Annotated in this window: 25 protein-coding genes and 1 tRNA gene; 9 read left to right on the top strand and 17 right to left on the bottom strand. The window is 60.6% G+C overall.

Features of this window, described 5'->3' with window-relative positions; all coding sequences use genetic code 11:
- Positions 1–29: 29 nt before the first annotated feature.
- From EII30_RS07010 to serS, 4 genes are all read right to left on the bottom strand, one after another.
- Complete coding sequence (locus EII30_RS07010) at positions 30–1,259, bottom strand: SHOCT domain-containing protein (RefSeq protein ID WP_124886621.1); 1,230 nt, start codon at positions 1,257–1,259, stop codon at positions 30–32.
- Between the two features lie 181 nt (positions 1,260–1,440).
- Positions 1,441–1,526: transfer RNA gene (locus EII30_RS07005), tRNA-Ser, on the bottom strand.
- Between the two features lie 55 nt (positions 1,527–1,581).
- Positions 1,582–2,400 carry an HAD family hydrolase gene (locus EII30_RS07000; RefSeq protein WP_124886620.1) on the bottom strand — a complete coding sequence of 273 codons (819 nt, stop codon included), beginning with the start codon at positions 2,398–2,400 and terminating at the stop codon, positions 1,582–1,584.
- Positions 2,401–2,462: 62 nt separating this feature from the next.
- A complete protein-coding gene (gene serS, locus EII30_RS06995; RefSeq protein WP_124886619.1) occupies positions 2,463–3,740 on the bottom strand; it encodes a serine--tRNA ligase in 1,278 nt (425 codons plus the stop codon).
- Positions 3,741–3,805: 65 nt separating this feature from the next.
- Between serS and EII30_RS06990 the strand changes: the two genes are divergently transcribed.
- On the top strand, positions 3,806–4,828 hold the full coding sequence (locus EII30_RS06990) for a diacylglycerol kinase family protein (protein WP_124886618.1): 1,023 nt from the start codon (positions 3,806–3,808) through the stop codon (positions 4,826–4,828).
- A 75-nt stretch (positions 4,829–4,903) separates the two neighbouring features.
- Here EII30_RS06990 and pheA read toward each other — a convergent pair whose 3' ends face one another.
- Entirely contained in the window at positions 4,904–5,905 is a 1,002-nt protein-coding gene (gene pheA / locus EII30_RS06985; RefSeq protein ID WP_124886639.1) for a prephenate dehydratase, read from the bottom strand.
- A gap of 10 nt (positions 5,906–5,915) precedes the next feature.
- Positions 5,916–7,547 (bottom strand): phosphoglucomutase, encoded by a 1,632-nt coding sequence (locus EII30_RS06980; RefSeq protein ID WP_124886617.1) that lies wholly within the window; start codon positions 7,545–7,547, stop codon positions 5,916–5,918.
- 163 nt (positions 7,548–7,710) lie between these two features.
- Here EII30_RS06980 and EII30_RS06975 point away from each other — a divergent pair, with 163 nt between their 5' ends.
- The gene (locus EII30_RS06975; RefSeq protein WP_124886616.1) at positions 7,711–8,508 is read left to right on the top strand and encodes an HAD-IIA family hydrolase; all 798 of its coding nucleotides are present in this window, start codon (positions 7,711–7,713) and stop codon (positions 8,506–8,508) included.
- A gap of 106 nt (positions 8,509–8,614) precedes the next feature.
- On the opposite strand, the gene EII30_RS06970 is transcribed toward EII30_RS06975, so the two are convergent.
- The 5 genes from EII30_RS06970 to ubiE form a co-directional block, all read right to left on the bottom strand.
- On the bottom strand, positions 8,615–9,388 hold the full coding sequence (locus EII30_RS06970) for a sulfite exporter TauE/SafE family protein (protein WP_158608680.1): 774 nt from the start codon (positions 9,386–9,388) through the stop codon (positions 8,615–8,617).
- A gap of 69 nt (positions 9,389–9,457) precedes the next feature.
- Entirely contained in the window at positions 9,458–10,012 is a 555-nt protein-coding gene (gene pyrE / locus EII30_RS06965; RefSeq protein WP_124886614.1) for an orotate phosphoribosyltransferase, read from the bottom strand.
- 153 nt (positions 10,013–10,165) lie between these two features.
- Positions 10,166–11,611, bottom strand: coding sequence for an FAD-dependent oxidoreductase (locus tag EII30_RS06960; protein ID WP_233569422.1), 1,446 nt, complete (start codon positions 11,609–11,611; stop codon positions 10,166–10,168).
- Between the two features lie 7 nt (positions 11,612–11,618).
- Positions 11,619–12,683 (bottom strand): polyprenyl synthetase family protein, encoded by a 1,065-nt coding sequence (locus EII30_RS06955; RefSeq protein WP_124886613.1) that lies wholly within the window; start codon positions 12,681–12,683, stop codon positions 11,619–11,621.
- Positions 12,684–12,704: 21 nt separating this feature from the next.
- A complete protein-coding gene (gene ubiE / locus EII30_RS06950) occupies positions 12,705–13,418 on the bottom strand; it encodes a bifunctional demethylmenaquinone methyltransferase/2-methoxy-6-polyprenyl-1,4-benzoquinol methylase UbiE (protein WP_124886612.1) in 714 nt (237 codons plus the stop codon).
- 78 nt (positions 13,419–13,496) lie between these two features.
- On the opposite strand from ubiE, the gene EII30_RS06945 reads away from it, so the two are divergent.
- On the top strand, positions 13,497–14,948 hold the full coding sequence (locus tag EII30_RS06945) for an isochorismate synthase MenF (protein WP_233569411.1): 1,452 nt from the start codon (positions 13,497–13,499) through the stop codon (positions 14,946–14,948).
- A gap of 11 nt (positions 14,949–14,959) precedes the next feature.
- On the opposite strand, the gene menD is transcribed toward EII30_RS06945, so the two are convergent.
- A complete protein-coding gene (gene menD / locus EII30_RS06940) occupies positions 14,960–16,777 on the bottom strand; it encodes a 2-succinyl-5-enolpyruvyl-6-hydroxy-3-cyclohexene-1-carboxylic-acid synthase (protein WP_124886610.1) in 1,818 nt (605 codons plus the stop codon).
- Complete coding sequence (locus EII30_RS06935) at positions 16,774–17,148, bottom strand: PLDc N-terminal domain-containing protein (RefSeq protein ID WP_124886609.1); 375 nt, start codon at positions 17,146–17,148, stop codon at positions 16,774–16,776. The genes menD and EII30_RS06935 overlap by 4 nt, the downstream gene beginning before the upstream one ends.
- Before the next feature lie 57 nt (positions 17,149–17,205).
- Here EII30_RS06935 and EII30_RS06930 point away from each other — a divergent pair, with 57 nt between their 5' ends.
- Positions 17,206–17,550 carry a DUF4229 domain-containing protein gene (locus tag EII30_RS06930; protein ID WP_124886608.1) on the top strand — a complete coding sequence of 115 codons (345 nt, stop codon included), beginning with the start codon at positions 17,206–17,208 and terminating at the stop codon, positions 17,548–17,550.
- A 52-nt stretch (positions 17,551–17,602) separates the two neighbouring features.
- Here EII30_RS06930 and EII30_RS06925 read toward each other — a convergent pair whose 3' ends face one another.
- Genes EII30_RS06925 through EII30_RS06910 form a run of 4 tightly spaced genes read right to left on the bottom strand, consistent with a single transcriptional unit; the run spans position 17,603 to position 21,208 of the window.
- Positions 17,603–18,547: a 1,4-dihydroxy-2-naphthoate polyprenyltransferase gene (locus EII30_RS06925; RefSeq protein WP_124886607.1), complete on the bottom strand. Its 945-nt coding sequence runs from the start codon at positions 18,545–18,547 to the stop codon at positions 17,603–17,605.
- Entirely contained in the window at positions 18,544–18,831 is a 288-nt protein-coding gene (locus EII30_RS06920) for a hypothetical protein (protein WP_124886606.1), read from the bottom strand. The genes EII30_RS06925 and EII30_RS06920 overlap by 4 nt, the downstream gene beginning before the upstream one ends.
- Before the next feature lie 15 nt (positions 18,832–18,846).
- On the bottom strand, positions 18,847–20,247 hold the full coding sequence (locus tag EII30_RS06915) for an AMP-binding protein (RefSeq protein ID WP_199731592.1): 1,401 nt from the start codon (positions 20,245–20,247) through the stop codon (positions 18,847–18,849).
- A gap of 49 nt (positions 20,248–20,296) precedes the next feature.
- Entirely contained in the window at positions 20,297–21,208 is a 912-nt protein-coding gene (locus EII30_RS06910; protein ID WP_124886605.1) for a 1,4-dihydroxy-2-naphthoyl-CoA synthase, read from the bottom strand.
- Between the two features lie 19 nt (positions 21,209–21,227).
- On the opposite strand from EII30_RS06910, the gene EII30_RS06905 reads away from it, so the two are divergent.
- The 5 genes from EII30_RS06905 to EII30_RS06885 all read left to right on the top strand — a co-directional run bounded on the left by EII30_RS06905 (position 21,228) and on the right by EII30_RS06885 (position 26,145).
- Positions 21,228–22,250: an o-succinylbenzoate synthase gene (locus EII30_RS06905; RefSeq protein WP_124886604.1), complete on the top strand. Its 1,023-nt coding sequence runs from the start codon at positions 21,228–21,230 to the stop codon at positions 22,248–22,250.
- Positions 22,251–22,397: 147 nt separating this feature from the next.
- Positions 22,398–23,081 carry a DUF4190 domain-containing protein gene (locus EII30_RS06900; protein ID WP_158608679.1) on the top strand — a complete coding sequence of 228 codons (684 nt, stop codon included), beginning with the start codon at positions 22,398–22,400 and terminating at the stop codon, positions 23,079–23,081.
- 344 nt (positions 23,082–23,425) lie between these two features.
- The gene (locus EII30_RS06895) at positions 23,426–24,262 is read left to right on the top strand and encodes a DUF4190 domain-containing protein (protein WP_124886602.1); all 837 of its coding nucleotides are present in this window, start codon (positions 23,426–23,428) and stop codon (positions 24,260–24,262) included.
- Positions 24,263–24,433: 171 nt separating this feature from the next.
- Positions 24,434–25,357: a DUF4190 domain-containing protein gene (locus EII30_RS06890; protein ID WP_124886601.1), complete on the top strand. Its 924-nt coding sequence runs from the start codon at positions 24,434–24,436 to the stop codon at positions 25,355–25,357.
- A gap of 236 nt (positions 25,358–25,593) precedes the next feature.
- Positions 25,594–26,145 carry a DUF4190 domain-containing protein gene (locus EII30_RS06885; protein ID WP_124886600.1) on the top strand — a complete coding sequence of 184 codons (552 nt, stop codon included), beginning with the start codon at positions 25,594–25,596 and terminating at the stop codon, positions 26,143–26,145.
- Positions 26,146–26,147 lie beyond the last annotated feature (2 nt).

Below are 26,147 nucleotides of genomic sequence, written 5' to 3'. Positions count from 1 at the left end.
ACTCTGCCTGGTCGGTGTGCTCTGCCAGGCTAGAGGCCGAGCGCTTTAGCTTTAGCAGCGTCATAGTCTTCTTGGGTGATGAGCCCGGCGTCTAGCATCTCCTTGAATTTCTGGAGCTGCTGCACGGGATCAACCGCTTCCGCAGGTGCGGCAGCTGGCGCCGCTGGAGATGCTGGAGCAGCTGGCGCTGCTGCTGGTGCAGCCTGCTGAGCGGTGTTGTTTGCGCCAACCCCCGGAACCGGCTGCTGCAGACCGGAAAGTCCAACACCTCCTGCTGCCATTCCCAAACCTACAAGACCCGCTGCGCCACCGCTTTCTCCGGCGGATTCAAATCCCGCCGCAACTGACGCCTGCAGGTTCGAGTTGCCTCGCGCACCCGAGAGCGCGTCTGCACGCTGCACGTTGCGCAGCAGTTCGCGGGTTGTCTCGTCGTACTCGATCGCTATAATTGCGGTGCTGACGATGGTTAAACCGCGCTGTGAACTCCACTGGTAGTTTGCCTCAACGGTTGCGGCGAGGCTCTGCGCAAAACCGACAGAGTCCTGCTGAATCCGAGTGATGCGGTTACCCTTTGATGGGTCGTTCGTGTAGAGCGAGAACGCCTGCGAGAGGGATCCAACAACCTCGTTAAACAGCTGCTCGGCAGCGTCGTTACCAAGGTCGGTGAAGTCGAACACCTGGCCAGGCTGTAGATACCTTGCTGGCAGGTAGTTTTTTACAAACAGCAGCGGATCCACAATGCGCAGGCTGTAGGTGCCGCGGGTGAGCGCACCAACCTGGGCGTTCATGTAGGCATCATCCCAGTAGATTTCGCTCTGTGTGCCGAAACGGTTGTTTGGTAGCTCCTTCAGGCTGACGTAGTACGCCGCCTGCTGTGAGCTTGGGCGGCCGCCGAACTTGAAGCGCTCCCAGCTGGTTTTGATGAGTGAACTGATGAGGCCGTTACCTGCAAAGATTGACTGTGAGTCGGTTGCTTCGCTGTCCCAGATGTAGCCGCCAGGTTCTGCCGCGAACCCTGTGACGGCGCCGTCCTGCAGCAGCACCAGTGCGTAGCCGTCAGGCACGATAATCTTACTGCCGTTGCTGATAACGCCCTCGGACCCACGAGTGTTTGATCCACGCCCAGCATTCTGCCCCTTTGGAACGGCGGAGAAGAACGCTGCGGTGTCTGGGAGAGAGTCAGGGAGTGAGTAAAAGTCTAGCCACTGATCCGCGAGCGTGCCCCCGATGGCTCCCGCTACAGCCTTAATGAGTCCCATGTTTTACCGCCTATCTTAAGGGTTTTAGAGCGCGATTACGCTTACCCTAATTCTAGCGCGCAGAGATTTGAAAACGCAGCGAAAATCGTCTCAGCGGTGTAACTTTTAGCGGTGATGGGGGGGAAAAGAGAATGTCCTGACACGCCCACAAAACTGTGAATGGCGTGTCAGGACATTACAATGGCGGAAGGTAAGGGATTCGAACCCTTGAGGCTTTCGCCTGCTGGTTTTCAAGACCAGTTCCTTCGGCCGCTCGGACAACCTTCCGCAGTAAAGCTTAGCAAAAATTAGCTGAGAGCGCCAATTCCAAGCTGAACGGTGATTAAAGCAGCGGGTGCCAGTCCGTGAGCGCCCGCAGCAGCCCGGATTCACCAACCTCGCTGGTCACCCGGTTCGCGGCGGCCTTGACATCCGGGGCGGCCTGCCCCATCGCAACGGCGGTGCCGTATTTGCCAGCCCACCTAAACATGTCGATGTCGTTGTGGCCGTCACCGGCCGCAAACACGTTTGCCCGGCTAACACCCAGTTTGCCGTTCACCCACTTCAGCGCACTCGCTTTCGAAACCCCGGTCGGAGCGATATCGAGACAGGCAACCTCACCAACACTGTAAAAGACATGATTAATGCCCGCAAGTTGCGCACCGGTTAGCAGCCTGGTCACCCGTTCTTCATCCCCCAGCGTCACAACCCTGGTAGCCGGAATCTTAACCAGCTCAGCAAAATCAACCTGTCGTCTTTCTACAGGCAGCGTGAAAAAAGGAATATCTGCGGTGAAGTAGAACACTCCGTCCGCCGACTCAACCGAGAGCCGCGCGCCAGGAATCTTACCGTACAGCAGCTCCAGCACCGATTTCGGGTCAAAGGTTTCAACGTGCTCCCGACGGTAACCGTGCGAAGCGAGCGGATCACGATACAAAATCACCGCACCGTTGCAGCAGATAACCCAGGTTGGGCTGATCCCCACCAGGTTGACGATCTTCAGCGTCGACTCGGCAGAACGGCCGGTTGCGATAATCACCTCGGTGAGCGGATCCCGGTCAAGCAGCTGCAGGGCGGTCGCGAGCTCTGGATCCACGGTCTCATCGTAGTGCACAACCGTGCCGTCGAGATCGAGTGCAACTATTTTCTTCGCTTCAACCATTTTCTGCTTGCTGTTTCACCGCTTTATGCTCTGTCCTGTTGGTCGCTGATTTAGGTTTTACCCTACCGCTTTCCCGCTGTCTCAGGCTGTAAAACTGCCTGCCCGCCCAGGTAAGGGCGCAACGCCTCAGGAACCGCCACGCTGCCGTCTGCTCGTTGGTGAATTTCCAGCAGCGCAACCAGCCAGCGGGTTGTTGCGAGTGTGCCGTTAAGGGTAGCTGCCGGAGCCGGTTTACCGCTCTCGGTGCGGTACCGGGTTGCGAGCCGGCGTGCCTGATAACCCGTGCAGTTGGAGGTCGAGGTGAGCTCCCGATAGGTGTTTTGTGTCGGGATCCACGCCTCAATATCGTATTTGCGTGCGGCGCTTGAACCGAGATCACCGGCGGCGACGTCGATTACCCGGTAGCTTAAACCGAGATCCTTCAGCATCTCCTCCTGCCAGGCAACCAGCCGCTCGTGCTCGGCTGTCGCCTGATCGGGGGTTGTGTAGACGAACATTTCAAGCTTGTTGAACTGGTGGACGCGGACAATTCCGCGAGTGTCTTTGCCGTGTGAGCCCGCCTCTGAGCGGTAGCAGGTTGACCAGCCGGCGTAGCGGATCGGGCCGTCACTCAGGTCGAGAATCTCGTCGGCGTGGTAGCCCGCGAGCGCCACCTCGCTGGTGCCGGTGAGGTAGAGATCCTGCTGCGGCAGGTGGTAAACCTCGTCAGCGTGCTCGCCCAAGAACCCGGTGCCCTGCATAATCTCGGGCTTCACCAGGGTTGGGGTGATCAGCGGAATAAAGCCCGCAGCGAGCGCTTTGTTGAGTGCGAGCTGCATAATCGCGAGCTCCAGCTGCGCACCAACCCCGCGCAGGAAATAAAACCTCGCGCCGGAAACCTTGGCGCCGCGCTGCATGTCGATTGCGCCGAGCAGCTCACCGAGTTCAAGGTGATCCTTCGGTGTGAAATCGAACTCTGGTTTTTCACCGTGGGTTCTAAGCGTCACAAAGTTTTCTTCACCGCCACCTGGCACGCCCTCCTCGATCACGTTCTCGATTTTGTAAACGGCGGCCTTCGCCACAGCCTCAGCCTCGGAGGCAGCAGCCTGCGCGGCCTTCACCTTCGCGGCGAGCTCTTTCACCTGCTCAATCAGAGCTGGGCGTTCCTCTTTGCTGGCGGTTTTCACCCGCGTGTTGAACTGGTTTTGTTCTGCCCGGTAGCTCTCAAACTCTGCCTGGGCGCTGCGCCACGCACTGTCGGCCGCGATTGCGTCAGCGAGGATCTGCGGGTCGTTGCCGCGGGCTGTTTGCGAGGTTGCAATCACGTCAGGATTGTTGCGGAGCACAGAGAGATCAATCATGATTCAAGTCTAGCGCTTTTTGCTATTCCAGCTTCTTGTCATTTACGGTGACTAGACTTGCTGTTATGTCTGAAATTGCGGCAACTGACCATGTTGCGGTTGTTTATCAGCCGCTGAAAACAGATATTACTGCGCTAAAAGCTGCTGTGAAAAAGCACGAGCAGCAGGCCGGCTGTGCGCCAACGCGCTGGTATAAAACCGCTGAGGAGGATGCCGGAGCAGCGGCCACCAAACAGGCTATTTCAGAGGGTGCAAAAACCATTATCGCCTCGGGCGGTGACGGCACCGTCCGCGCAATCGCCGAGGTTATGCGCGGCAGTGAGGTGCCACTCGCGATTGTGCCGCAGGGAACCGGCAACCTGCTCGCCCGCACCATCGGCGCACCAATTAACGATGTTGAGGAGCAGGTTGAGGCTGCCTTTTACGGTGAGCGGCGCAAAATAGATCTCGGGGTTGCCGAGATTAAACGCGCTGACGGCAAAGTTGACGAGCATGTTTTCCTGGTGCTCGCCGGTATGGGGCTGGACGCTCGGGCGATCTCGCTAACCAACCCGAAGCTGAAGAAATCACTCGGCTGGCTTGCCTACGTTGATGCCGGGATGCGGTCGGTTATCAAAGACAAACCACTCCACGTGCGCGCCAGCTACGACAAGAAACACGCCCGCAACGTCAGTGTTTACACGGTTATGATCGGCAACTGTGGGCTTTTGCCCGGAAAGGTTTTGCTGATCCCGGAGGCGAAACTCGATGACGGTCTGCTCGATGTTGTGGCACTGAAACCGATCGGCAAGATGCGCCTGCTGTCGTGGGTGCCGATTATGGCGAAACTCGGCTGGGAGAACGGGGTGCTCCGCAAAAGCGCCGCCGGTCGCAAAATAATCGACCTAACACACGACACCAAGAGCGTTGTTTACCGGCGGGTAAAACAGTTGCAACTGCAGGTGCCGAAAGAGGAGGCAGTGCAGCTGGACGGTGACGACTTCGGCCACTGTGTTGCCCTAACCGGTCGGGTAGATCCGGGTGCGTTAACGCTCTGTGTGCTACCGCAGTGGTCGGAGCGCGCGAACGTTGCCGAGTTCGCCGACTAGCTGGATCCGCCCGCTTGGCCACGGCCAGCAGCTCGCCGGTGCCTGCGATATAAAGTGAGTTAGCGGATCCGCCCGCTAACTGCCGCTGAGCAGGTCCCGCAGCCAGGTGCGCGCCTCCTGGAACGCCTCGTTCGAATTGTGGGCGGTGCTGGTTGCCTGCTGTTTGTCAGCACGCGGATATGACCCGAGGAAGATAACGCGCGGGCTGTGACGTTTCACGCCGAGCACCGCGTCCGCCACCCGCTCGTCCTTGATGTGCCCCTCCGCGTCGATGTAGAAGCGGTAACTGCCGAGACGATTGCCGTTAGGGCGCGAGGCAATCTGGGTGAGATTCACTCCCCTCGTCGCGAACTGTTCAAGCAGCTCAAGCAGCGCACCGGCACGATCCTCAGCCAATTCAATAATCAGCGATGTTTTGTCATGACCGGTTGGCTCGGCAACCGCGCGGCGTTTGGCGACGAGCACGAAACGGGTTTCGGCGTTGCTGTTATCAGCGATGCTCTGCGCGATTACACTGACGCTGTGATGTTTATGAACGTTCAACGGGCCGATCGCCGCCGTGGCATCGCTGAGCGGATCCCGCAACAGCTGCACCGCCTGAATGTTGCTGCCCGCAGCCTGGTGCGTGTGCTTCGGATAGTGCTCCTCAAGCCAGCTGCGGCACTGCGCGTAAGCGACCGGGTGCGCGGCAATCACGGGGCTGTCGTTGAGCGAAACCCCCGGCAGTGTCACCAGTTCAAAGTTCACCGGCACCAGATACTCGCCGATAATGCCGAGCTCACCGGTTGTTGCGAGCGCGTCCTGGGTGACTGTGACACCGCCGTCAACTGAGTTCTCGATCGCGATCATCGCCGCCTCACTGACACCGGAGATCACATCCTGCAGCGCCTCGCTGACGTTCGCGGTTGGTTTCCAGCGCTGCCCGGCAGCCTCACGCACCTGCTTCAGCGCGGCCTCCGTGAAGGTGCCGGCCGGGCCGAGGTAGCTGTACTGCCGTTCTGCGCACTCCGTCCCAGCTGCCGGTTCTGTCTGTTCTGCACGCTGAGCTGATTCTGCGCGATCCGCTGTTTCGTTCATCTTCACACCACTATTTCAAAAGGTCCGTCAGCAGCGCCGTCACCGCCCGCTGCACCTCCGCAAGGTGCGCCGGGCCGTCAAACGACTCCGCATAAATCTTCATAACCGCCTCTGTGCCGCTCGGCCTGATCGCACACCAAGCATTCCCGGTGCGGATCACCAAACCACCGATCGCAGCGTTGTTTCCGGGTGCGTGCGTGAGCACCTCACGGATCGGTTCACCGGCAAACTCCGTCGCCGCAACGCTGTCAACGGTCAGCGCCAAGAGTTTCGCTTTTTGCTCCGGGGTAGCTGGCGCGTCAATCCGGGCGTAGGCGGGGCTGCCGTGTTTGGCGGTTAGCTCAGCGTAGTACTGGCTCGGTGACTTACCGGTGACGGCGAGAATCTCCGCCGCCAGCAGGGACAGCGCGATGCCGTCCTTGTCGGTGCTCCAGGCGGATCCGTTGCGCGTTACAAGGCTCGCCCCGGCGCTCTCCTCCCCACCAAACACCAGCTCGCCGCTGCTTAAACCGGGCACAAACCACTTAAACCCGACCGGCACCTCCAGCAGCGCTCGCCCGTGCGATGCCACAACCCGGTCGATTATCTGCGATGACACAATGGTTTTACCGATTCCGGCGGTGTCACTCCAGGCGGGCCGGTGGGTGAGCAGGTAGTCGATAACCACCGCGAGATAGTGGTTCGGGTTGATTAGCCCCCCGTCCGGGGTGACAATCCCGTGCCGGTCAGCGTCCGCGTCGTTCGCAACCGTCAACGGGAAGCTGTTCTGGTGGGTGAGAACGGCGGCCATTGCATAGCGCGATGACGGATCCATGCGAATCTTGCCGTCCCAGTCGAGGCTCATAAAACCCCACTGCTTATCAATGCCGGGGCCGAGCACCGTGATGTTAAGCCCGTGCCGATCCGCAATCGCCCGCCAGTAGGCGTCGGCCGCGCCGCCGAGCGGGTGCGCCGCAAACGCGATCCCCGCCCGTTTAATCGCAGCAATATCAACAACCTCCGCGAGGTCGGCAACGTACTCACTGAGGAAGTCGTGTTCGCCGAGCTCGCCACCGTCTCGCGCCGCAAGCTGCGAAATCAGGATGGCAGCGGATCCGCCCGAGGCACCAAGCAGCTCGTTTGCGCGCGCCGCAATCCACCCGGTCGCCGCGGTGTCGGCAGGGCCGCCGTGTAGCTGGTTGTATTTAATGCCGCCGTCAGCGGGAGGATTGTGGCTCGGGGTGATAATCAGTCCGTCAGCGATCTCGGCACCCCGGGCATTGTGTTTAATAATCGCGTGGCTGACCGCGGGGGTTGGCACATACTCGTCGTTTTTGCTGCGCAGCACCCGCACCCCGGAGGCGACCAGCACCCGGTAGGCGGTTTCGGCAGCGGGTTCAGACAGGGGGTGACTGTCGGCGCCAACAAATAGCGGACCGGTGATTCCCTGCTGGCGGCGATACTCAGCAACGGCCGCGCAGACTGCGGCGATCTGGGCCTCGTTGAAGGATCCGCTAAGGGAGCTGCCCCGGTGACCGGAGGTACCGAAAACCACCTGCTGTGCCGGATCCGCCGGGTTAACAGGCTGGAAATAGGCGGCACTGAGCACCTCAAGGTCGATCAAATCGGCGGGTGTGGCGGGTTGCCCGGCGCGGTTGTGCATGTGTTTTGGCCTCTTACTAACTTTCGGCTCGTGACGGTCAGCGCCTGCGGGTGCGCTTTTGAAACAGAGCGTTACGACTAAGATTCTACCGGTTTTAGCTAATTTATAACCCTACGTTAAGACTCTGACGATAGGCTTTAACCAGAAATATTGAAGGGGAAAAATGACACAGGGGACAAAATTGAACACCGAAAAACGCTCAGCGGTTAACTGCTGGCTGACCGATATGGACGGTGTTCTGGTTCACGAACAGCAGCCGATTCCCGGGGCGAGTGAGCTGCTTAACCACTGGCGAGAGACCGGTCAAGAGTATCTTGTGCTGACCAACAACTCGATCTTCACCGCCCGCGATCTCAGCGCCCGGCTGTTGGCGAGCGGCATTGAGGTGCCCGAGGATCGCATCTGGACGAGCGCGCTCGCAACCGCTGCGTTCTTAAAAGCGCAGGCACCGGGTGGATCCGCCTTCGCAATCGGCGAGGCTGGTCTGTTGACGGCGCTGCACGATGCCGGGTTTATTATGACCGAAACCAACCCCGATTTTGTTGTTGTGGGTGAGACCCGCAACTACAGTTTTGACGCGCTAACCAAGGCGATACGTTTTATTAACGCGGGTGCGCGTTTCATCTCAACCAACCCGGACGCTACCGGGCCGAGCGCGGAAGGGCCGCTGCCAGCAACCGGTGCGATTAACGCGCTGATCACGAAAGCGACCGGTAAGGAACCGTATGTGGTTGGCAAGCCGAACCCGATGATGTTCCGTTCCGCGCTGAACAAAATTCACGCCCACTCCGAAACAACCGCGATGATTGGTGACCGGATGGACACCGACATTGTCGCCGGTATGGAAGCTGGCCTGCACACGATTCTCGTAAAGACCGGTATTTCTGACGACGCGGAGATCGCGAAGTATCCGTTCCGCCCCGACGAGATTCTGCGCTCGGTCGCTGACCTGCTGGAGTAGCTGCCGGCCCCGGTTGCGGGCAGCGGGCAGCGGGTGAGCCTCTGGCCGCGGTAAGCACCGGGCGGCGGGGTGCGGATCCACCCCGGCACCGCGCTTCAAACCGTCGCTATTTAGCGGCGGTTTTGCGCTGTTTCAGGATCCTCACCAGGTACTGTGAGGCGACGAACGCGAGGAACAGCGAGAACAGAATGTTTGCGACCTGGGGGCTGAGCAGCACCGCCAGTTGCACACTGAACGGTGACACAAGCGCCGCGCTAACACCGAGGATCGCACCGGCTTTAATGTCGGCGTTGCCCATGCGAATGTTCTTGCTTGCGGAGGTTATCGCGCCGGTGATAACCATGCAGAGGGATGTTCCCTTGGCGATGAGATCACTCGCGTTAAAACCGACCATCAGCACCGGGATCGCGATAATGCCGCCGCCAACCCCGAGCAGTGACATCGCGAGCCCCGGGATTAGACCGAACACCAGCAGCAGCACAAACACCAGCGGGGTCATGTTGATGGTGTCGTCACGCGACGGCACAACAACCCAGAGGCTGACGATTGACAGCAGCAGGAACACGAAGAAGCCGATCTCCAGCGCCCGTAAGCTCAGCTTGTTGAGCAGCCGCAAACCGATCCGCGCGCCCACGATTACACCGATTGACAGCGCAATTGCTGCCCGCCAGTCGAAACCGCCCTGCAGCGCGTAGGAGATGAGTCCCGCGGTTGCGGCCGGGAGCATCGCGATCGGGGTTGTTCCGACCGCGCGGCGCTGATCGAATCCCATTAGAAAGACCAGCGCGGGAACCATCAGAACCCCGCCGCCGATCCCGAACAAACCGCCAAAAACACCGGTCGCAAGGCCGATCAAAACAAGCTTAATCGCGTTATGCACCGCACCCCTCAATTCTGTTGTGGGCCGTCTCTAGTTCAACAACCACAGAAGTAATTATTGCGGGGTGAATTATTGTGGGTCAAGCCCCAGATCATCGAGCCCGATCGCGTAACGGTACTCGTAGCCTGCCGCCTCGATTCGCTCTTTCGCCGGTGCCTGGCGATCCACAACAACCGCAACCCCGGCAACCTCGGCACCAACCTTTTCCAGCGCCGCAATCGCCTGCAGCGGTGAGCCACCGGTTGTTGATGTGTCCTCCAGCACGATTACGCGCTTACCAGCAAGGTCCGGGCCCTCAACCTGACGGCCGCGACCGTGATCCTTCGGCTCCTTGCGCACAACGAAGGCGTCGTAGTTGAGCCCACGCGCTGCGCCCTGGTGCAGCACGGCGGAGGCGATTGGATCCGCCCCCATGGTCAAACCGCCAACGGCGACGATGCCATCAATATCGGAGATTAGATCGAGCATCACCTGACCGATCAGCGGGGCTGCACGGTGGTCGAGACTGAGCTTGCGCAGGTCAATGTAGTAGGTCGCTTTTTTACCGCTCGTGAGGGTGAAATCACCGTGGAAAACAGCCTCGGTTTTGATCAGTTCAATAAGTTGCTCTCGTGCGCTTGTCATAGCTAACAGTATATTTTGTTTTCTGCTGTGCCTCAAAGACTGGCGCGGGTTAAGCGGTGGGTGCTGCGGCGAGTGGATCCCGTCACAGCGGGTGCTGCGTCGCTTGGGCCTGCGCGGCTTGGCGCGGGCGCGCGGCGGCGCTGCGTCGGCGCGCTAGTCCGCGGCGTTTGAGATTGCGACCATCTCGTCGCGCGGCACAACCTTAATGCGTGGGCGGCCCACGGCCTCACCGAGCGCGATCTCGTGCTCGTCCAGCCGATGCCAGCCCTCAACCGTTATGTAGTTGATGCCACGCTCGGCAAGCAGCGCGGGGATCGCCTCGGTTTCGGTGACTTCTGGCTGCCAGACCGCGCCCGCCTGCCAGTCCGCGAGCAGCGAGTCGATTGTCTCTTTTGCGTCGGACTTCGTTGCGCCGATCAGTCCGACCGGGCCACGTTTAATCCAGCCGGTTGCGTAGACGCCGGTCACAGGCTCGGCAGGCACCTCGGCATCTCCAGCAGCGGAGTCACCAGAGGCGGTAGCAGCGGGATCCGCCCCCGCAATAACCCGGCCCGCAATGTTGGGGATGATGCCGCGCTGACTGTCGAATGGCACACTCGCCAGCGGGGAACCGAAGTAACCGACCGCGCGATAGAGCGCCTGCACCGGAATCTCGGTGAACTCGTCTGTGTCGATAACACCGCCGGCTCCGTCTGGGCGGGTACGCTGCAGCTTAATTGCCCGCACGCTGCCAGCCTCATCGAGCAGCACAGCAACGGGTTTCGACCAGAAGTGCAGGTGGAGCTGGCGATCCGCTGCGGGCACCTCGCCCGCCTCGCGTGCGCGCTGTTCATCACGCCACTTGCCGAGGATCCGCGAAATAACCAGCATCTGCTTGTTGCTCTTCGCCTGCTCGGTGAGATAGTCGTCGATCAGCTCGAAATCGCGCTCGTCAAGCACCATGTCCACACCGTTAACCTCGCCGAGCTCGCGCAGTTCAAGCGGCGTAAACTTCACCTGGGTTGGACCCTTTCGCCCGAACACGTGCAACTGCTTCAGCGGGTTCTTGCGTAGGCCCTCGTAGACGTTCTCGGGGATCTCGGTCGCGAGCAGCTCCTCGGGATCCTTCACCAGCATCCGTGAAATATCCAGCGCAACGTTACCGTTGCCGACAACCGCAACCTGCTCGGCATTAAGCTCCCAGGTGCGTGGCACATCGGGGTGGCCGTCGAACCAGTTGACGAAGTCCGCGGCGCCGTGGCTTTCGGCGGCATTAATCCCCGGGATGTTAAGCGGCGCATCGGTGATCGCGCCGGTTGCGAAGATCACCGCGTGGTAGTGGCGCTGCAGATCCGCGAGTGTTATGTCGGTGCCGTAGTTGACGTTGCCGAAGTAGCGAATGTTGCCCTCGTCAAGCACCTGACGCAGCGCGGTAATAATACCTTTGATGCGTGGATGGTCGGGGGCGACGCCGTAGCGCACCAGTCCGTAGGGAGCGGGAAGCCGCTCAAAAAGATCAATCTCTACCTCAAAATCACGCTCGGATCGGTGCAGAATATCTGCCGCATAGATTCCGGCGGGGCCCGCACCAACAACGGCAACACGCAGTTTTGCGCTCACGGCAGTTTTAACCCTTTCGCTCAACAATGGTTTCGGCGAGTTTCACGAGGGCGCGCTTAACGCCGCCCTGCGGGCCGCTGTCCGGCAGCGGAGCAAGCGCCGCCACAGCGCGATCCGCCGCCTGTCGAGCCTGGCGGGCTGTCTCCGCTGTCACCTCGTGGGCACGCAGCTCAGCAACCTCAGTGTCCATCACCTCAGCGTCAGCCCCGGCAGCAACCGCGGCAACGCCCGCCTCGATACGCTGTAAAAGATCCGCCGCCTGCGCGTCTTCCCCGGCACGCTGCTGCAGCAACAACAGCGGCAGCGTTGCAACGCCCGCGCGCAGGTCAGTGCCGGCGCGTTTACCGGTCTGTTTCTTCGACGGCGACAGGTCGATCACGTCATCAATCAGCTGGAACGCCAAACCGATCTCCTCGCCGTAGGCGGTTACCGGATCCAGGTATTCCCGTGGCGCCCGACTAACCAGCCCACCCATGCGAGCGGCGCAGGCGATCAGGGAGCCGGTTTTATCGGCGAGCACCTGCAGATAGTGCGCAATCCGATCCTCACCGGGCTGCGGACCGACCGTCTCGTGCAGCTGCCCGATACAGAGACGCTCAAAGGTTTCTGCCTGCAAGAGGATCGCCTCCCGCCCAAACTCTGCAACAACCGTAGAGGCCCTGGCAAACAGCAGGTCACCGGCGAGAATCGCAACCGAGTTCGACCACGCCTTGTGCGCAGCCGGCACCCCGCGACGCAGACCAGCCTCGTCCATCACATCATCGTGGTATAGAGTCGCCAGGTGGGTTAGCTCAATCGCCTGCGCAACCCGTCGCACCTGCGGGGTTGGGCCGTCGCCGAGCTCACTAACCAGCAGGGTCAGCAGCGGGCGGATCCGCTTACCCCCCGCCTCAGCGAGGTAGCGCGCCGGAGCATCCGCAACCGGTGAGGCGAAGCGAAGATTCTCTAGCAGCCCCTCCTCAACCTTTGCGAGCTCAGCCTCAAGCGCCTTCACGTGTTTCTTGTCTTGGGCGCTCTGGAACAGTTTGCCCGGCAGCGCCTGGGTTGCGGTAACAATATCTACTTTTGTCATAGTGAATCCACTCCGGGTCGCTTATTTCCATTCCGCGTTGACAAAACCACGGTGCAGCGCCGCGATCCCCCCGGACAGGTTGCGGTAGCTCACCATGGATAGCCCAGCATCGCGCATCAACGCCGCCAGGTCGCGCTGGTTTGGCCAGTTTTCGATTGACTCGTTGAGGTACTCGTAGGCACCCCGGTCGCCGCCGATCACTCCCGCAATCTTCGGCAGCAGGTGGCGGGTGTAGAACTGGTAGGGGGTGCGAAGCGGTTCGGCCGGGGTTGAGAACTCACAGACAACCACCCGTCCGCCCGGTTTTACTACCCGTCGCATCTCGGCGAGCGCGGCTGGCACGTCCTGCACATTGCGCAGACCCCAAGAGATTGTTGCCGCGTCGAAACTGTTGTCAGCAAACGGCAGGTCTGTTGCGTCCGCCCAAACAAACTCGAGGTTTGGGATGTGCGCCTGGCGTCTGCGGCCAACCTCCAGCATCCCCTCCGAGAAGTCCGCCGCAACCACCTCGGCGCCGCTCTTGGCGAAGGAGGCACTGGAGGTGCCGGTGCCGGCGGCGATGTCGAGGATCCGCTGCCCCGCCTTGGGTGCGACGGCACGAACCGTCGCGATCCGCCAGAGCCTGTCAATGCCGAGCGTTAAAAGATCGTTGGTGAGATCGTATCGCTCCGAGATTTTGTCGAACATACTCGAAACTTCGCTGGCGCGTTTAGTTGCGGGATCTGGTTTATTCACCCTTATATCGTACCGAGTATTTACCGAGTGGCTGCTTGGAGTGTAAAAAATTTACGGTTGACCGGGTAGGCTATTGGGGTGAGCGAAGCGCACCTGATTGTCACAACCCGGGAGTTGAGTGAGCCGGTTGAGCTTTTAGCATACGCTGATTCGCGGGATCCGCTGGTGTGGCTGCGTTCGGAGCGTGGCGCCGTTGGTGTCGGCGAGGTGCTGCGGCTGGAGTCGTCGGGTTCTTCCCGGTTTGAGGATCTGAACCGCCGCTGGCGCGCAATCTGTGGCCGCGCCGAGATAACCGACCGAGTCCAGCTGCCCGGTTCCGGCCTGATCGCGTTTGGCGCGATAACCTTCGCCGCAAACAGTCGTGCAAAAAGCGTTCTCACTGTCCCCCGCTTCACCCTGCAAAGGCACGATGACCGCTGGTTTTTAACCCGGGTGAGAACCGCTGCCGAACCCGCTCACGCCTTTGAGCGCGAGTCCGGGTTTATTAGCGCCGCGCAGCTCTCTGATTTTGGGCTCTCACCGCGTGATCTCGCGGGCAGCTGGCAGCCCGCAGAGCCGCTCGCGGGTGGATCCGTGGCCCCCGCCCCGGGTGGGTTTGGCACGGGCTCTGGCGCTGGCGCCGGCGGCGACCTCCCGGGCACCCCCGCTGACGAGAGCAGCAAGTATTTTCAGTCCGCCTCGCACCTGCTGGAGCTGCTGAACACCCGCGAAATCTCCAAGATTGTCTTGGCGCGCAGGCAGCGGCACACGATCCCCGCCGACGCCGACCTACGCATCCCCGTCAGCCGCCTCGCCGACAGCTACCGCGACTGCTGGACGTTCAGCGTTGACGGCTTGATCGGTGCCAGCCCCGAAACCCTGATCCGGGTGATCGCCGGTAACGCCTCCGCGCGCGTCCTCGCCGGCACCGCATCGCGTGGGGCGGATCCGCAAACTGACGCCGCCGCCCGCTCACTGCTTGAAACCTCCCCGCTGATCACCGAGGAGCACCGCTTTGCCGCGCAGAGTGTGATTTCGGCGCTGGATCCGCTGGTTGAGAATCTACGGACGGGCCGTGATCCGCTGGTTATTGCCCTGCCGAATGTCTGGCACCGCGCAACCGATATTACGGCGCAGGTTTCTAACTCGATCAGCAGCCTCGATTTGGTTGCGGCGATGCATCCGACGGCCGCCGTTGCTGGCACCCCGACCGCGCAGGCGGTTGCGCTGATTGCCGCGTCCGAGGGTTTCGACCGGGAACGCTATGCTGGCGCGGTTGGCTGGATTGACGCGGCAGGTGACGGCGAGTGGGCGCTGGCGCTGCGCTGCGCGCAGGTCTCTGCTGTTCCCGCGGCGGTGGATCCGGCAACCACCGCGGTGGCCACTTCGACCGCGACTCCCGGGTCGGCCTCCGCAGCTGGGCAGGGCGTTCGCCGGGTGTCAGCCTGGGCCGGCGGTGGACTCGTTGCCGGAGCCGACCTCGCGGGCGAGTTCACTGAGACGGTGATTAAGTTCCGGCCGATCCGCGACGCCTTCGACCGGCCGCTCTAACCGAAACTACGCTAGGCGAGCGGCACCTCAATAATCATCGGGCCGGTGACAGGAACGGTAAACAGTTTCTCCAGCTCACCGCGGTTGCGGGCCAGCTCGTACTGCCAGCCGTATGCTGCAGCCAACTGTTCAAACTGCACCCGCTGCGGTGTCCGCATAACCCGCTCAAAATCAGCCTGATCGGCGGTTTCGGCAACCTCTAGCTGGTCAAAAATAGTACCGCCGGCGTCATTGCCGACGATTATCTGCACCCGCAGCTCCTCGTCGTCACCCAGCAGCAGCGATCCAACATCGTGCAAAAGCGCAAGATCCCCGATTATTACGCGGGTAACCCCGGCCGCCTGCGTCACATCGGGGGCAGCCTGCGAGGCCGCAGCAATCCCGAGCGCAGTGGCGATGGTCCCGTCAATGCCCGCAACACCACGGTTCGCGTACACCCGCACCGGACGCGGCGCGGCAATCCCGTCGAGGGTTCTCACAAGCCTGGACGCGGCAATCACAAGCCTGTCGTGCGGCCAGCTCGCCCGCCACACCGTGTCGGTGAGCAGCTCGCGCGTAACCGCTTCACGCTTCACCGCGAGCTCCGCACGGGCATAGCGGTTGCGCTCTTTATACCCGGTCGCGCGAGCCGCAACCAGGTCAGGGCTGTGCACGGTTGTGCGCGCCTCACGCAGTTCACGGTCGGCAACAACCCAGGCACCGAGCCACTGCCGCAGCCAACCCGGACTGTAATCCCGCGAAACCGTAGCGGCTGAAACAAAACGTGCGGTCCCGCCAGGGTTATAGCGCTCGCCCCGGTGTGGATCCACAACCACCACCTCAATGTCGCTCCGCCTGAGCAACTGCCCAACGTTGCGGGTCAGCGTGGGGTGGCCGAAAACAACTACCCGCTCGATCAGCTCGCCGAGCTCACCCTCTAACAGGGTTTTATAGCAGCTGATCGCCTCCCGGCCGTAGCGGGAGCCGCTAACAACCTCGGCGAGGAGCGGCACTCCGGCTTCGTGCGCGAACTGTTCGGCGGCGGCGCCCGCGCCAGACCCCGCAAAAGCAACGGTTAGGCGGTTGTCGGCGAGCACAAAGGTGTCAAGCTCGCCGGGTTCTACAGCCTCGGCGGCATCGCCAGCCCCGGCGACACTCTCAGCAACACCGGCAGCGCCAGCCCCAGAGGGCTCGGCTGTGGCTTCCGCTCCCCCGTTCTCCTCCGCGGCGAGCAACTGTTTAACCTGTTGCAGCACGGCGCTAACCGACTGGTCGGCGGCGGAGAGCGGATCCCGCAGCCTAATATTCAGCTGCACCGGCCCGGGCGGTTTACCACCCGGGGTGCCGAGTGACGCGATCCACGCCCGCCGCAGCACCCGAGCCAGCTCACGGCTCACCTCGCCGCCGATCAGAAAATCGCAGGGCACATCAAAGTCGAAGGTTTCGCGCGCAAAATCGCGGAACAGTCCCGCCTGCGGCACCGTCTGGTTGGCGCGGACACCGTGCAGCTCGGGTGGCCGATCCGCCGTCAAAAGCAGCATCGGCACGCGCGCGTTTGCCGCCTCCATCACAGCCGGCAGCAGATTACCGACGGCGGTGCCGCTGGTTGTGATTACCGGGGCGGGAACGCCGAGCTCTTTCGCAATCCCGAGCGCAAAAAAACCGCCCGATCGCTCATCTATTTTGGTGTTAAGCCGCGCCAGCTGCTGACGTTCTGCGGCGGCGGCGCTGAGCGCGAGCGCCTGCGAACGCGATCCGGGGCTGACAACAAAATCACTCGCGCCGAGCGCGATCAGGCCCGCAACAACCTGCTGACCCGCGGCGGCGGATCCGCTGTTGCCCCCGCTCATCGCTTGTCACCCGGGGTTGTATCTCCGGGGGTGTCCTCTTCGCCGGGGAACTTCTCGCTGTCAAGCTCCCGCAGTCGCTCTTCAAGATCGTCGATGCGCTGCCGTGATTCACGCAGCTGGTTCTGTCTGACGCCCTCAAAATCACTGAAGTCTACTGGATCGCGCGGCTCCTCCTGCGCCAGATCGCCGCGGTTTTTACCCACCGTCAACCACAGCACCGCGCCGACGAGCGGCAACAGCACAAGCAAGAGGATCCACACGGGTTTGGAGACACCGCGGGCTCGGCTCGAATCGGTCATTGCCGCGTCAATGATGCCGTAGATTGTTATCGCGGCGGCAATCACAGCACCAATTATCAGAAATCGAACCATGAAATAATCGTACCGAAACCTGGGGCGGCACGCAGAAATCTATCCTAAAATGTTGGTGTGAGTGGAAAACGCGCCTGGATTATCTATACCCTGCTGAGACTCGTTTTTTTTGTTGTGCCCTTCGCGGTTATTATGCTGCTGCTGCCGCCTGAATACCGGGTCGGCCTGTCCTGGGGAATCGTGTTCGCAGCGGGCTGTGCGGGGCTTATCTCGCTCGCCCTCTCAATCCTGTTTTTGAGCAAACTGCGCGCGCAGGCAGCGGGCGCGGTGGCGCAGTGGCGAAAGAGCACCCACGGCACCGATGACAGCGATGTTGAGGACGCCTACGTCGCAGAGACAGAGGCTGCCCCAACGGCGGTAGCGGATCCACACACCGCCGCCGATGACGCTGAGCAGCGCTAGCCGCTAACCGCGAAGAACGGCGCCTAAGGGGATCCAACCCTGCGAAACAGCGCTAAGCCCAGACCACGCCGACGAGCGCGAACGCGAGCAGAATCGCGTAAACGAGTGACGCGGCGCTGCTGAGCTGCAGCACCAGAATCAGCTCACGGGCGGTTTTTGCCGTCCAAATAATCAGAATCGTCAGCAGCACAATCAGCAGGTCAAGCAGCACCAGCACCATCAGCAGATAGAACGGCAGGTGCAAAACCGCGAACGCGAACGGCACCAGCATTGCAATCGTGAAAAGCACCTTCGAGGCGCGCGCGCCAATCAAAACCGACAGCGTCTTTTTACCCGCCAGTTTGTCGTTCTCGATATCGCGAATATTGTTGGCGATCAGCACCGCAACCGCAAACAGGCCGATCGCGGATCCAAACCACCACATCTCCTGCAGCGGGATCTGCGACTGCAGCCAGTAGGTGCCGCAGGTTGCCACCGGTCCGAAGAAAATAAAGACCATAACCTCGCCGAGCGCGTTATAGCCGTAGGGGCGTTTGCCGCCCGTGTAGAACCACGCCGCAACAATCGCGACCAGTCCGAGCGCCAGGAACCACCACTGCTGGCTGAGCAGCACAGCGGCAAGCCCCGCGAGGGCAACGAGTCCGAAACAGCTGAGCGCCGCCGCCAGCACGTGTTTCGGGTTCACAAGCCCCGAACCGGTTAGCCGCGCGGGTCCAACCCGGTAGTCGTCGGTGCCGCGCACACCGTCAGAGTAGTCGTTCGAGTAGTTGACACCGATCTGCAGCAGCACACTAACCGCGAGCGCGAGCGCCGTTAAAAGCGGGGAGTATGAGCGGACCATTCCGGCGAGCGCAGCACCAACAATCACCGGTGAGACGGCTAGGGGGAGGGTGCGCAGGCGTGCGCCGCCGATCCAGCTGGCGAGGCTCGCGCCGGGGTACTGCTTGGCTGCCGGCCGTTTAGCTTTCGACTGCTTGGCGCTCGACTGTTTTGTCATCGACCGTCTTTCTGCGGCAAACCGCTTGTGTTAACAACCTTTTCGTTCTGCACTGAGCCGTCGTTGTTCTCCGGCTCATCCGCCTGACTGACGGACGCGAGCAGCAGAATCGTGCTCACCAGCATCACCGCAACCGTCACCGCGCTGAAGATAATAAACGACTTCAGCGGCTTCCGGTAGTGGTCCGCAACCTGGTTAAAAACATCGGTGCCCTCGTCGTCAACCTCCTTCGCAACCGGAATGGACGAGGTAAAAAGGCGTGCTAAATCTTCATTCTCTGTCATACATAACCCCCTCACCTAGCTTAGCCGCTGCAGGGTGTTCAGCGCTGTCAGATAGTCAGGTTTGCCGCCCGGTAGTTGCGGCAGCTCAGTCACCCAGCGGATCCTGGCGGGCTTCGCCGCCTTCCCAATCTCACCGGTCAGCTCCTCAATCAGCCGCTGTTCAAGCTCGGCGCGCTGCGTGGCCTGCTGGTCTGCCTGCTGCGCTGCCTGCTGGTCTGCCTGCTGCTCTGCCTGCTGGTCTGTCTGCTGCCCTGCCTGCTGTGTTTCGACCTCGGGTTCCTCCCGTGCGACGGTGGTTTGCGGATCCGCCCCCGCCACCGCGAGCAGCGCAACCGACTGCCCCCAGCGCTCGCTCGGGATCGCGACGGCGAGCACCGCCCCAACCCCCGGAACCCCGGCCGCAAGCTTTTCTACCCGGTCAAGCGAGACATTCACACCGCCGGAGATCAGCACCCGGTCGAGTCTGCCCGTCACCGTCAGCATTCCACCGAGCAGTTTACCGCTGTCACCGGTGCGATACCAGCGCCTGGTGGATCCGTCAGCGCCCGTCTCGGTAATAAACCGCGCCGCCGTCAACTCCGCATCGAGCGGGTACCCGGTCGCCAGGCAGCTCCCGGCTAGCTGCACCTCGCCGTCGCGGATCCGCACCCCGGTGTCACCAATTTCAACGCCGTCGTAGACGCAGCCGCCAGCGGTTTCGCTCGCGCCGTAGCTGCGCACCAGCGGCAGGTTCAATTCGTGGGCGAGCTGACGCTGTGCAACGCTCAATCCCCCGCCGCCGACGAGGATCGCGGCGAACTCGCGGGCCCGCTGCAGCGCGTCAGCGTCTTTTTGGCAGAGCTCAAGCAGCTGCACAAACTGGCTCGGAACCAGCGACACATAGCGTCTGTCGTGCGTCATCGACTCGGCGCGGTCAAGCAGCTCGGCGGGGTCGAACGGCGAACCGAAATAACAGACCGGGTCGGTTCCCGCGACTATCCCGCGCACCAGCTGCTGCGCACCCGAAACCAGGTGCAGCGGCAGCGTAATCAGCCACTGACCGGGGCCTCCGAGGCGGCTGTGGGTTGCGTGGGCGCTCGCGAGCAGCGCCAAACGGCTCAGCTCAACATACTTTGGCACGCCGGTTGAGCCGGAGGTGTGGATCACGAGCGCGGTGTCCGGGGCGAGCGCGGCCGCCAGCTCGGCAGGGGGTAGCTGCTGGTGGTCGCCCGCGGGGAGCGGGAGGACGGCGGATCCGCCCGCATCGCCAGCCCGGGCAGCCAGCGCCTCAGCAGCCAGCGCCTCAGCAGCCAGCGCCTCAGCACCCGCAGCCTCAGCACCCGCCGCCTCAGCCGGATCCACCTCACCCAGCACGTCAGCCAGCGCGGCGCGCAACCAGGCGGCATCGTTCGCGGGAACAGTCAGTAGCTTCGTCATATCCCTATCAGCTTAAACCACGCAGCTTAGACCGCGGCCGCACACCCCGCTAGAATTGGTATGGGAATCCGGTCCAGTCAGGGTCGCGCTTTTGCAGGAAACTGTCTCGCCCCTCAACCGCCTCATCGGTGCCGTAGGCGAGCCGGGTCGCCTCCCCCGCAAACAGCTGCTGACCGACGATTCCGTCGTCAACCGCGTTGAACGCGTACTTCAGCATCCGGATCGCGGTCGGCGACTTGCCGAGGATCTTCCGCGCCCAGGCAATGCCGGTTGTTTCCAGCTCACTGTGCGGCACAACCGCGTTCACAACACCCATCTCGTAGGCGCGCTCTGCGGAGTATTCATCAGCGAGGAAGAAGATTTCGCGGGCACGCTTTTGCCCGATCTGACGGGCAAAATAGGCTGAGCCGTAGCCCGCGTCGAAGGATCCAACATCCGCATCGGTCTGCTTAAACTTGCCGTGTTCGCGCGACGCAATCGACAGGTCACAAACCACGTTCAGCGAGTGTCCACCGCCGGCAGCCCACCCACCGACAAGTGCGATCACAACCTTCGGCATAAACCTGATCAGCCGCTGCACTTCGAGAATGTGCAGCCTGCCAGCGCGCGCACTGTCAACACCGCTGGCATCCGGGGTGTCGGAGTATTTATAGCCGTCACGGCCGCGGATCCGCTGGTCACCGCCGGAGCAGAAAGCCCAACCGCCGTCTTTCTCGCTCGGGCCGTTGCCGGTTAGCAGCACAACCCCGACCCGCGGGTTAACCCGCACCCGCTCTAGCGCGTCATTCAGCTCATCAACGGTTTGTGGCCGGAACGCGTTTCGCACCTCTGGCCGGTTAAAAGCAATGCGGGCGATGCGCCCGTCGGTGCTCAGGTGCGCGGTTATGTCGGTGTAGTTTTCGCTGCCGGGCGCGTCCTCCCACAGTGTCGGATCGAATGTTTCAGAAACTTTTACGGTCATACAGCTACTCTACCTAAGTATGTCCCTGTCTCACCCCACAGTTTTACCCCCGCTGGCGGATCTTATCGACAGCTGCGTTCCTGTCGAGCTGCCGCTGCACACCAGGTTCCGGGGTGTTGTGTCCCGTCAGGCGGCGCTGTTCCGGGGCGTTAAACGCTGGAGCGAGTTTGCCCCGTTCCTGGAGTATCCTCCCCCAGAGGCCGCTCACTGGCTCGCCGCTGCAATCGAGTACGGGTGGTCTCAGCTGCCGGCTCCGCTGCGCAAAAATATCCCCGTCAACGGCACAATTCCCGCCGTCACCCCGGAGCTGGTGCCTAAGACCGTTGCCCGGTTTACAGGCTGTGAGGTGTTCAAGATTAAGGTTGCTGAGCCCGGCCAGGATTTAACCTGTGATGTTGCGCGGGTTGATGCCGTCCGCCGAGAGGTTGGCGAGGGCATACAGCTCAGGCTTGATGCCAACGGCGCCTGGGACGTAGCCACCGCGCTGCGAAGCATCCAGGAGCTCGCCCGGTTCGGCCTCGACTATGTTGAGCAGCCCTGCGCGAGTGTCGCCGAGCTCGCCGAGCTGCGGGAGCGGCTTGATCAGGCGGGCTGCCCGGTGAAGATCGCCGCCGATGAGAGTGTGCGCAAGGCAGCGGATCCGCTGCGGGTCGCCAGACTTGGCGCGGCAGACCTGCTGGTTGTGAAGGCTGCCCCCTTAGGCGGTATCTCCCGCGCCCTCGCGATTGTTTCGGAGGCCGGGCTGCCGGTTGTTGTCTCCAGCGCCCTCGACACAAGCGTCGGCATCGGCATGGGTTTGCGGCTCGCCGCGGTGATTCCTGACCGCCTGTTCTACGGCGCCTGCGGTCTGGCAACCGCCCAGTTCTTGGCTGCCGACGTTGTTTCTTCCCCGCTCACCCCCGTGGGTGGATCCATACCGGTGACCGCCCCGGTTTGTGACACCGAGCCGCTTTCCGCCGCCGCGCTAACCGGGCAAGAGCGGGAAAAATGGCTCCGCCGCGTTACAGAGTGTTACAAACTGTTAGAAACCCGAGCAGGATGAAACAACCCTGTAATTCCGCGGTTTTTTGAGGTTGTTATGTGCGCAATCTCGGTCGCGCTCACAAAAAATCCCCTAATACAGTTGAATGTATTATTTGCAGCCGCTATTATGGGGTCTACCGGTATAATTTACAGATTAGAGGTTAATATGACTGACCAGCACAATGGATTCAACAACCAGGCTCACGGCGAACAGCCACAGCAGCCAGCTGCGGCATCTGCACACAATCAGCACCCTGCTGGCCCGCAGAAAACCAACACAATGGCGATCGTTGGCCTCGTGCTTGCGTTCATCGCGGCACCGATCGGCGCGATTATCAGCTTCGTGGCTCTCGGCCAGATCAAGAAAACCGGTGAGGGTGGACGCGGTCTCGCGCTCGCGGGTGCAATCCTCGGTACTCTCTTCACCGTGTTCTTCATCCTCGTCATCATCTTCAGCATTGTAGTTGCAAGCAAGGCTGCCGAGGAAGCAAACAAAACCTACAGCAACAGCTCATCAAGCTCATCAAGCGGCAGCTCTTCAGGCAGCAGCTCTTCAGGCAGCAGCTCTTCAGGCAGCAGCACCCCGAGCGACGATGATGTAGATCAGGCGATCTGCGACTCATTCACCAAGATCGCTGGCTCTCAGGATCCTGCAGAGCTCAGCACCGCTCTTGCGGAGCTCGCAGTGCTGTACAGCGACGGTGACGACGATGACGATCCAGCAAAGCTGAAGGTCGTTAACGACTTCAAGGCAGCTGTTGATTCACTCGACACATCCACAATCACCACAACCGCTACCGAGTTTGACACCGTACTGCGTGACGACCAGTTCGCTTGCCTCTCCCGCTAGGCGGTAACCGGGGTCAACAGAGTTGGCTGTTTAACCGCAGCCATCCACAAACTAGCTAGTACCCAACACCCAAACTAGCTAGCCACCTCCACAAAGACGACGCGCACAGAGTTTAGTCCCCTGTGCGCGTCGTTTTATTTTTTCAAAATTCTCTGCGCGCCAGGCACAAGCACAACCAAAAATATTTTTCACCGGTCAGAGAAGTAAAAACAGTTACACGGTGGGTCTACAGCGGCTACTTGCCTTTGCTATCAAAACGTCTAAGGCGACAAATCCGTTTGAATAAGGGTTTTCTCGGCAGTAAAATTAGTATTGTCGGATAAATTAGTAGATTTGAGGACATTATGACTCAGCAACAAGACGGATTTAATAATCAGGCAGATGGCGTGCCTGCATACCAACCCCCTGTGATGCCGCAGCATCCTCAGCAGCCTGCTGCGCCGCAGAAGACCAACACAATGGCCATCGTTGGCTTGATCGCAGCCTTTGTTTTTGCGCCGGTTGGTGCGATTCTTAGTTTCGTAGCGCTCAGCCAAATTAAAAAGACTGGTGAGGGTGGACGCGGTCTCGCGCTCACCGGTGCGATCCTCGGCTCGATTTTCACCGTGTTCGGAATCATCTACATAATTGTGGCGATGACTTTGATCCAAGCCGCTATCAACTCCGATCTTGAGACAAAAATGGGTGACACAAGCACGTCGATGGAGAAAGAGTCCGACGAGGGTGGCTCCTCTAGCGGCGGTGTTGGCACCTCTCGCGACAACCCTGTAGAAATCGGCACTCCGCTAAAGACCGAGGACTGGACTGTTGTGGTTAACAGCGTTAACCTCGACGCCACCGAAGCGGTAGCGGCGGCAGAAGAATACAACGACCCTGCTCCTGACGGCCAGGTCTATATTCTGGTAAACATGACCGTAACCTACACCGGCAAGGATTCGGCAGGCCAGACACCTAGCCTCTCTGTTGAGTACATCAACAAACAGGGCAACACCTTCGGCCAGTACGACGGCGGCAGCTTCGCTGTTCCACCTGAGAAGCTTGACACCTTTGAAACCCTCTACGAGGGCGCTAGCCTCACCGGTAACATCCTGCTGACCGTTCCAAAGGACGGTGTTGCAGACGGTGTTCTCGGCGTAACCCCGGAGTTCTTTGCAGACAAGGTATTCGTCGCCCTGCAATAACCCACTCCAACACACCACACCTGGGTGCCCATTGGTTTATACCGGTGGGCGCCCTTTTTTAAGTGGAGAATATCTAACTGAATGGTTATACTTAAAGGTGTAAGAGAAGGTGTTTGGCACAGCCACACAACATTTCACCGTCTGATCCCACTTAAGTTAAGGAACATCTCTATGACTTCACCCCAGGTCCCTGACGGCTCAGCTGGACAGCAGCCCCAGCAGCCCCAGCAGCCGCAGCAGCCCCAGCAACCCCAGCAGCCGCAGTTCGCTGCCCCTCAGTATGCTGCCCCTCAGCAAACAGCTCCGCAGCAGCCGGCACCCTTCCAGAAGACCAACACGCTCGCGGTTGTTGGCCTGATTGCCGCCTTTGTTTTGGCTCCGGTTGGTGCGGTCTTAAGCTTCATCGCGCTGAAGCAGATTAAAAAGACCGGCGAGGAGGGCCGTGGCCTTGCCCTGGCGGGCGCGATCGCCGGCTCTGTGTTCACCGGTCTAGCGGTTCTCTACATCATAGGTATGATTATTCTTTTCGTGATTACCTTGAACACGAGCGGCGGATCTACCACCAACTACGGCAGCGGCAGCTCCACCAGCACCGAAACACAAACCGACTCCGGCACAGGCTCAGACAGCTACACCGGATCTGGCTCAGCTGACCTCCCGAAGTCTTCCAGGGAAAAACCGCTTCCACTAAACACCCCGATCGAGACAGACAACTGGACCATTGTCGTTAACAGTGTTGACCTCGACGCAACCACGGAAGTAGCGGAAGAAAACGAGTATAACGATATCGCGCCTGAGGGCAGCGTTTTCGTACTGATTAACGTCACCGCAAAATACACCGGTAAAAATACGCAGGGTGAACCACCAACCTTCAGGGTTGAGTATGTTAACAAGGCAGGCAACAGCTTTGACGAGTTCAGTGGCAACACCTACGCTCTCTACCCAGATCGTTTTCCTGCTGGGCAGAGCCTCTACGAGGGAGCCAGCAGTACCGGCAACATCCTGCTGACACTCCCGAAAGAGGGGCTCACCGATGGTGTTCTCGCGGTTTCACCGGATAACACCGGTGGGAAGGTTTTCCTAGCTCTGCAGTAAGCGGCCACAGGATTCCAAACCAAACACCCGCAACACGGTGTCCGGACTACAACCGGGCACCGTGTTTCTTTATCTCCGAGGTTGCTTTCTCGCCGATTTCGCACAAAAACAGCCCTCCCGCAATGGAAAATATCAAATTGAATGGTTATGCTTAATATATAGCTAAGCTGTGATCAACAACCACAGGGTTATCACGGCGGCTTCCAACAGCAGCAAACACAGGCGGAGGAACACCGATGACAGTACCACAGTACCCACAAGATCCATACGGCGCTAACTACCAGCAACCCCAGGCACCGCAGCCGTCCAAAACCAACACGCTCTCCTACGTCTCGCTGATTCTCGCCTTCGTGATGCCGGTTGCCGGCGCGATTGTTGGCCACATCTCGCTGAAACAGATCAAAACCAGCGGCGAAGAGGGGCGCGGCATGGCGCTCGCGGGTGTCATTATCGGGTGGATCCTGACCGGTTTCCTAGCCCTTTACTTCCTGCTGGTGTTTATTGGCGTGATTGCCGCGATCACCTCATCCGGTGGAGGTTTGGGCGGCCCAAGCAGCCAGGTCTGCTCCGCACTCGATAATCTCAACCAGGCAAGTGGCAACATCTTCGCTGAGAAGCACCTCTTTGATGAGCTGGCAGAGGCATACGCAGATCAGCCTGACAAGCAGCGAGTGACTGAGGAGTTTAAAGATGCGATCCTCTCGGGAACAAGCGATGAACAGGCGAAAGCCGCCGAAGAGTTTGATCGAGTTACCGCCGACGACCAGTTCCAGTGCGGGATCTACTAACC

Source organism: Leucobacter sp. OH1287, from assembly GCF_003859945.1.
Classification (GTDB): Bacteria; Actinomycetota; Actinomycetes; order Actinomycetales; family Microbacteriaceae; genus Canibacter.
Note: the sequence above shows the minus strand (reverse complement) of the source record. Positions and strands in the feature narration are given on the sequence as shown.

What these genes read in the sequence shown, in the direction of transcription:
- EII30_RS07010 (WP_124886621.1), bottom strand. Translation starts at nt 1,259, where the DNA reads ATGGGACTCATTAAGGCTGTAGCGGGAGCCATCGGGGGCACGCTCGCG.
- EII30_RS07000 (WP_124886620.1), bottom strand. Translation starts at nt 2,400, where the DNA reads ATGGTTGAAGCGAAGAAAATAGTTGCACTCGATCTCGACGGCACGGTT.
- serS (WP_124886619.1), bottom strand. Translation starts at nt 3,740, where the DNA reads ATGATTGATCTCTCTGTGCTCCGCAACAATCCTGACGTGATTGCAACC.
- EII30_RS06990 (WP_124886618.1), top strand. Translation starts at nt 3,806, where the DNA reads ATGTCTGAAATTGCGGCAACTGACCATGTTGCGGTTGTTTATCAGCCG.
- pheA (WP_124886639.1), bottom strand. Translation starts at nt 5,905, where the DNA reads ATGAACGAAACAGCGGATCGCGCAGAATCAGCTCAGCGTGCAGAACAG.
- EII30_RS06980 (WP_124886617.1), bottom strand. Translation starts at nt 7,547, where the DNA reads ATGCACAACCGCGCCGGGCAACCCGCCACACCCGCCGATTTGATCGAC.
- EII30_RS06975 (WP_124886616.1), top strand. Translation starts at nt 7,711, where the DNA reads ATGACACAGGGGACAAAATTGAACACCGAAAAACGCTCAGCGGTTAAC.
- pyrE (WP_124886614.1), bottom strand. Translation starts at nt 10,012, where the DNA reads ATGACAAGCGCACGAGAGCAACTTATTGAACTGATCAAAACCGAGGCT.
- EII30_RS06955 (WP_124886613.1), bottom strand. Translation starts at nt 12,683, where the DNA reads ATGACAAAAGTAGATATTGTTACCGCAACCCAGGCGCTGCCGGGCAAA.
- menD (WP_124886610.1), bottom strand. Translation starts at nt 16,777, where the DNA reads ATGAGCGGGGGCAACAGCGGATCCGCCGCCGCGGGTCAGCAGGTTGTT.
- EII30_RS06935 (WP_124886609.1), bottom strand. Translation starts at nt 17,148, where the DNA reads ATGGTTCGATTTCTGATAATTGGTGCTGTGATTGCCGCCGCGATAACA.
- EII30_RS06925 (WP_124886607.1), bottom strand. Translation starts at nt 18,547, where the DNA reads ATGACAAAACAGTCGAGCGCCAAGCAGTCGAAAGCTAAACGGCCGGCA.
- EII30_RS06920 (WP_124886606.1), bottom strand. Translation starts at nt 18,831, where the DNA reads ATGACAGAGAATGAAGATTTAGCACGCCTTTTTACCTCGTCCATTCCG.
- EII30_RS06915 (WP_199731592.1), bottom strand. Translation starts at nt 20,247, where the DNA reads ATGACGAAGCTACTGACTGTTCCCGCGAACGATGCCGCCTGGTTGCGC.
- EII30_RS06910 (WP_124886605.1), bottom strand. Translation starts at nt 21,208, where the DNA reads ATGACCGTAAAAGTTTCTGAAACATTCGATCCGACACTGTGGGAGGAC.
- EII30_RS06905 (WP_124886604.1), top strand. Translation starts at nt 21,228, where the DNA reads ATGTCCCTGTCTCACCCCACAGTTTTACCCCCGCTGGCGGATCTTATC.
- EII30_RS06900 (WP_158608679.1), top strand. Translation starts at nt 22,398, where the DNA reads ATGACTGACCAGCACAATGGATTCAACAACCAGGCTCACGGCGAACAG.
- EII30_RS06895 (WP_124886602.1), top strand. Translation starts at nt 23,426, where the DNA reads ATGACTCAGCAACAAGACGGATTTAATAATCAGGCAGATGGCGTGCCT.
- EII30_RS06890 (WP_124886601.1), top strand. Translation starts at nt 24,434, where the DNA reads ATGACTTCACCCCAGGTCCCTGACGGCTCAGCTGGACAGCAGCCCCAG.
- EII30_RS06885 (WP_124886600.1), top strand. Translation starts at nt 25,594, where the DNA reads ATGACAGTACCACAGTACCCACAAGATCCATACGGCGCTAACTACCAG.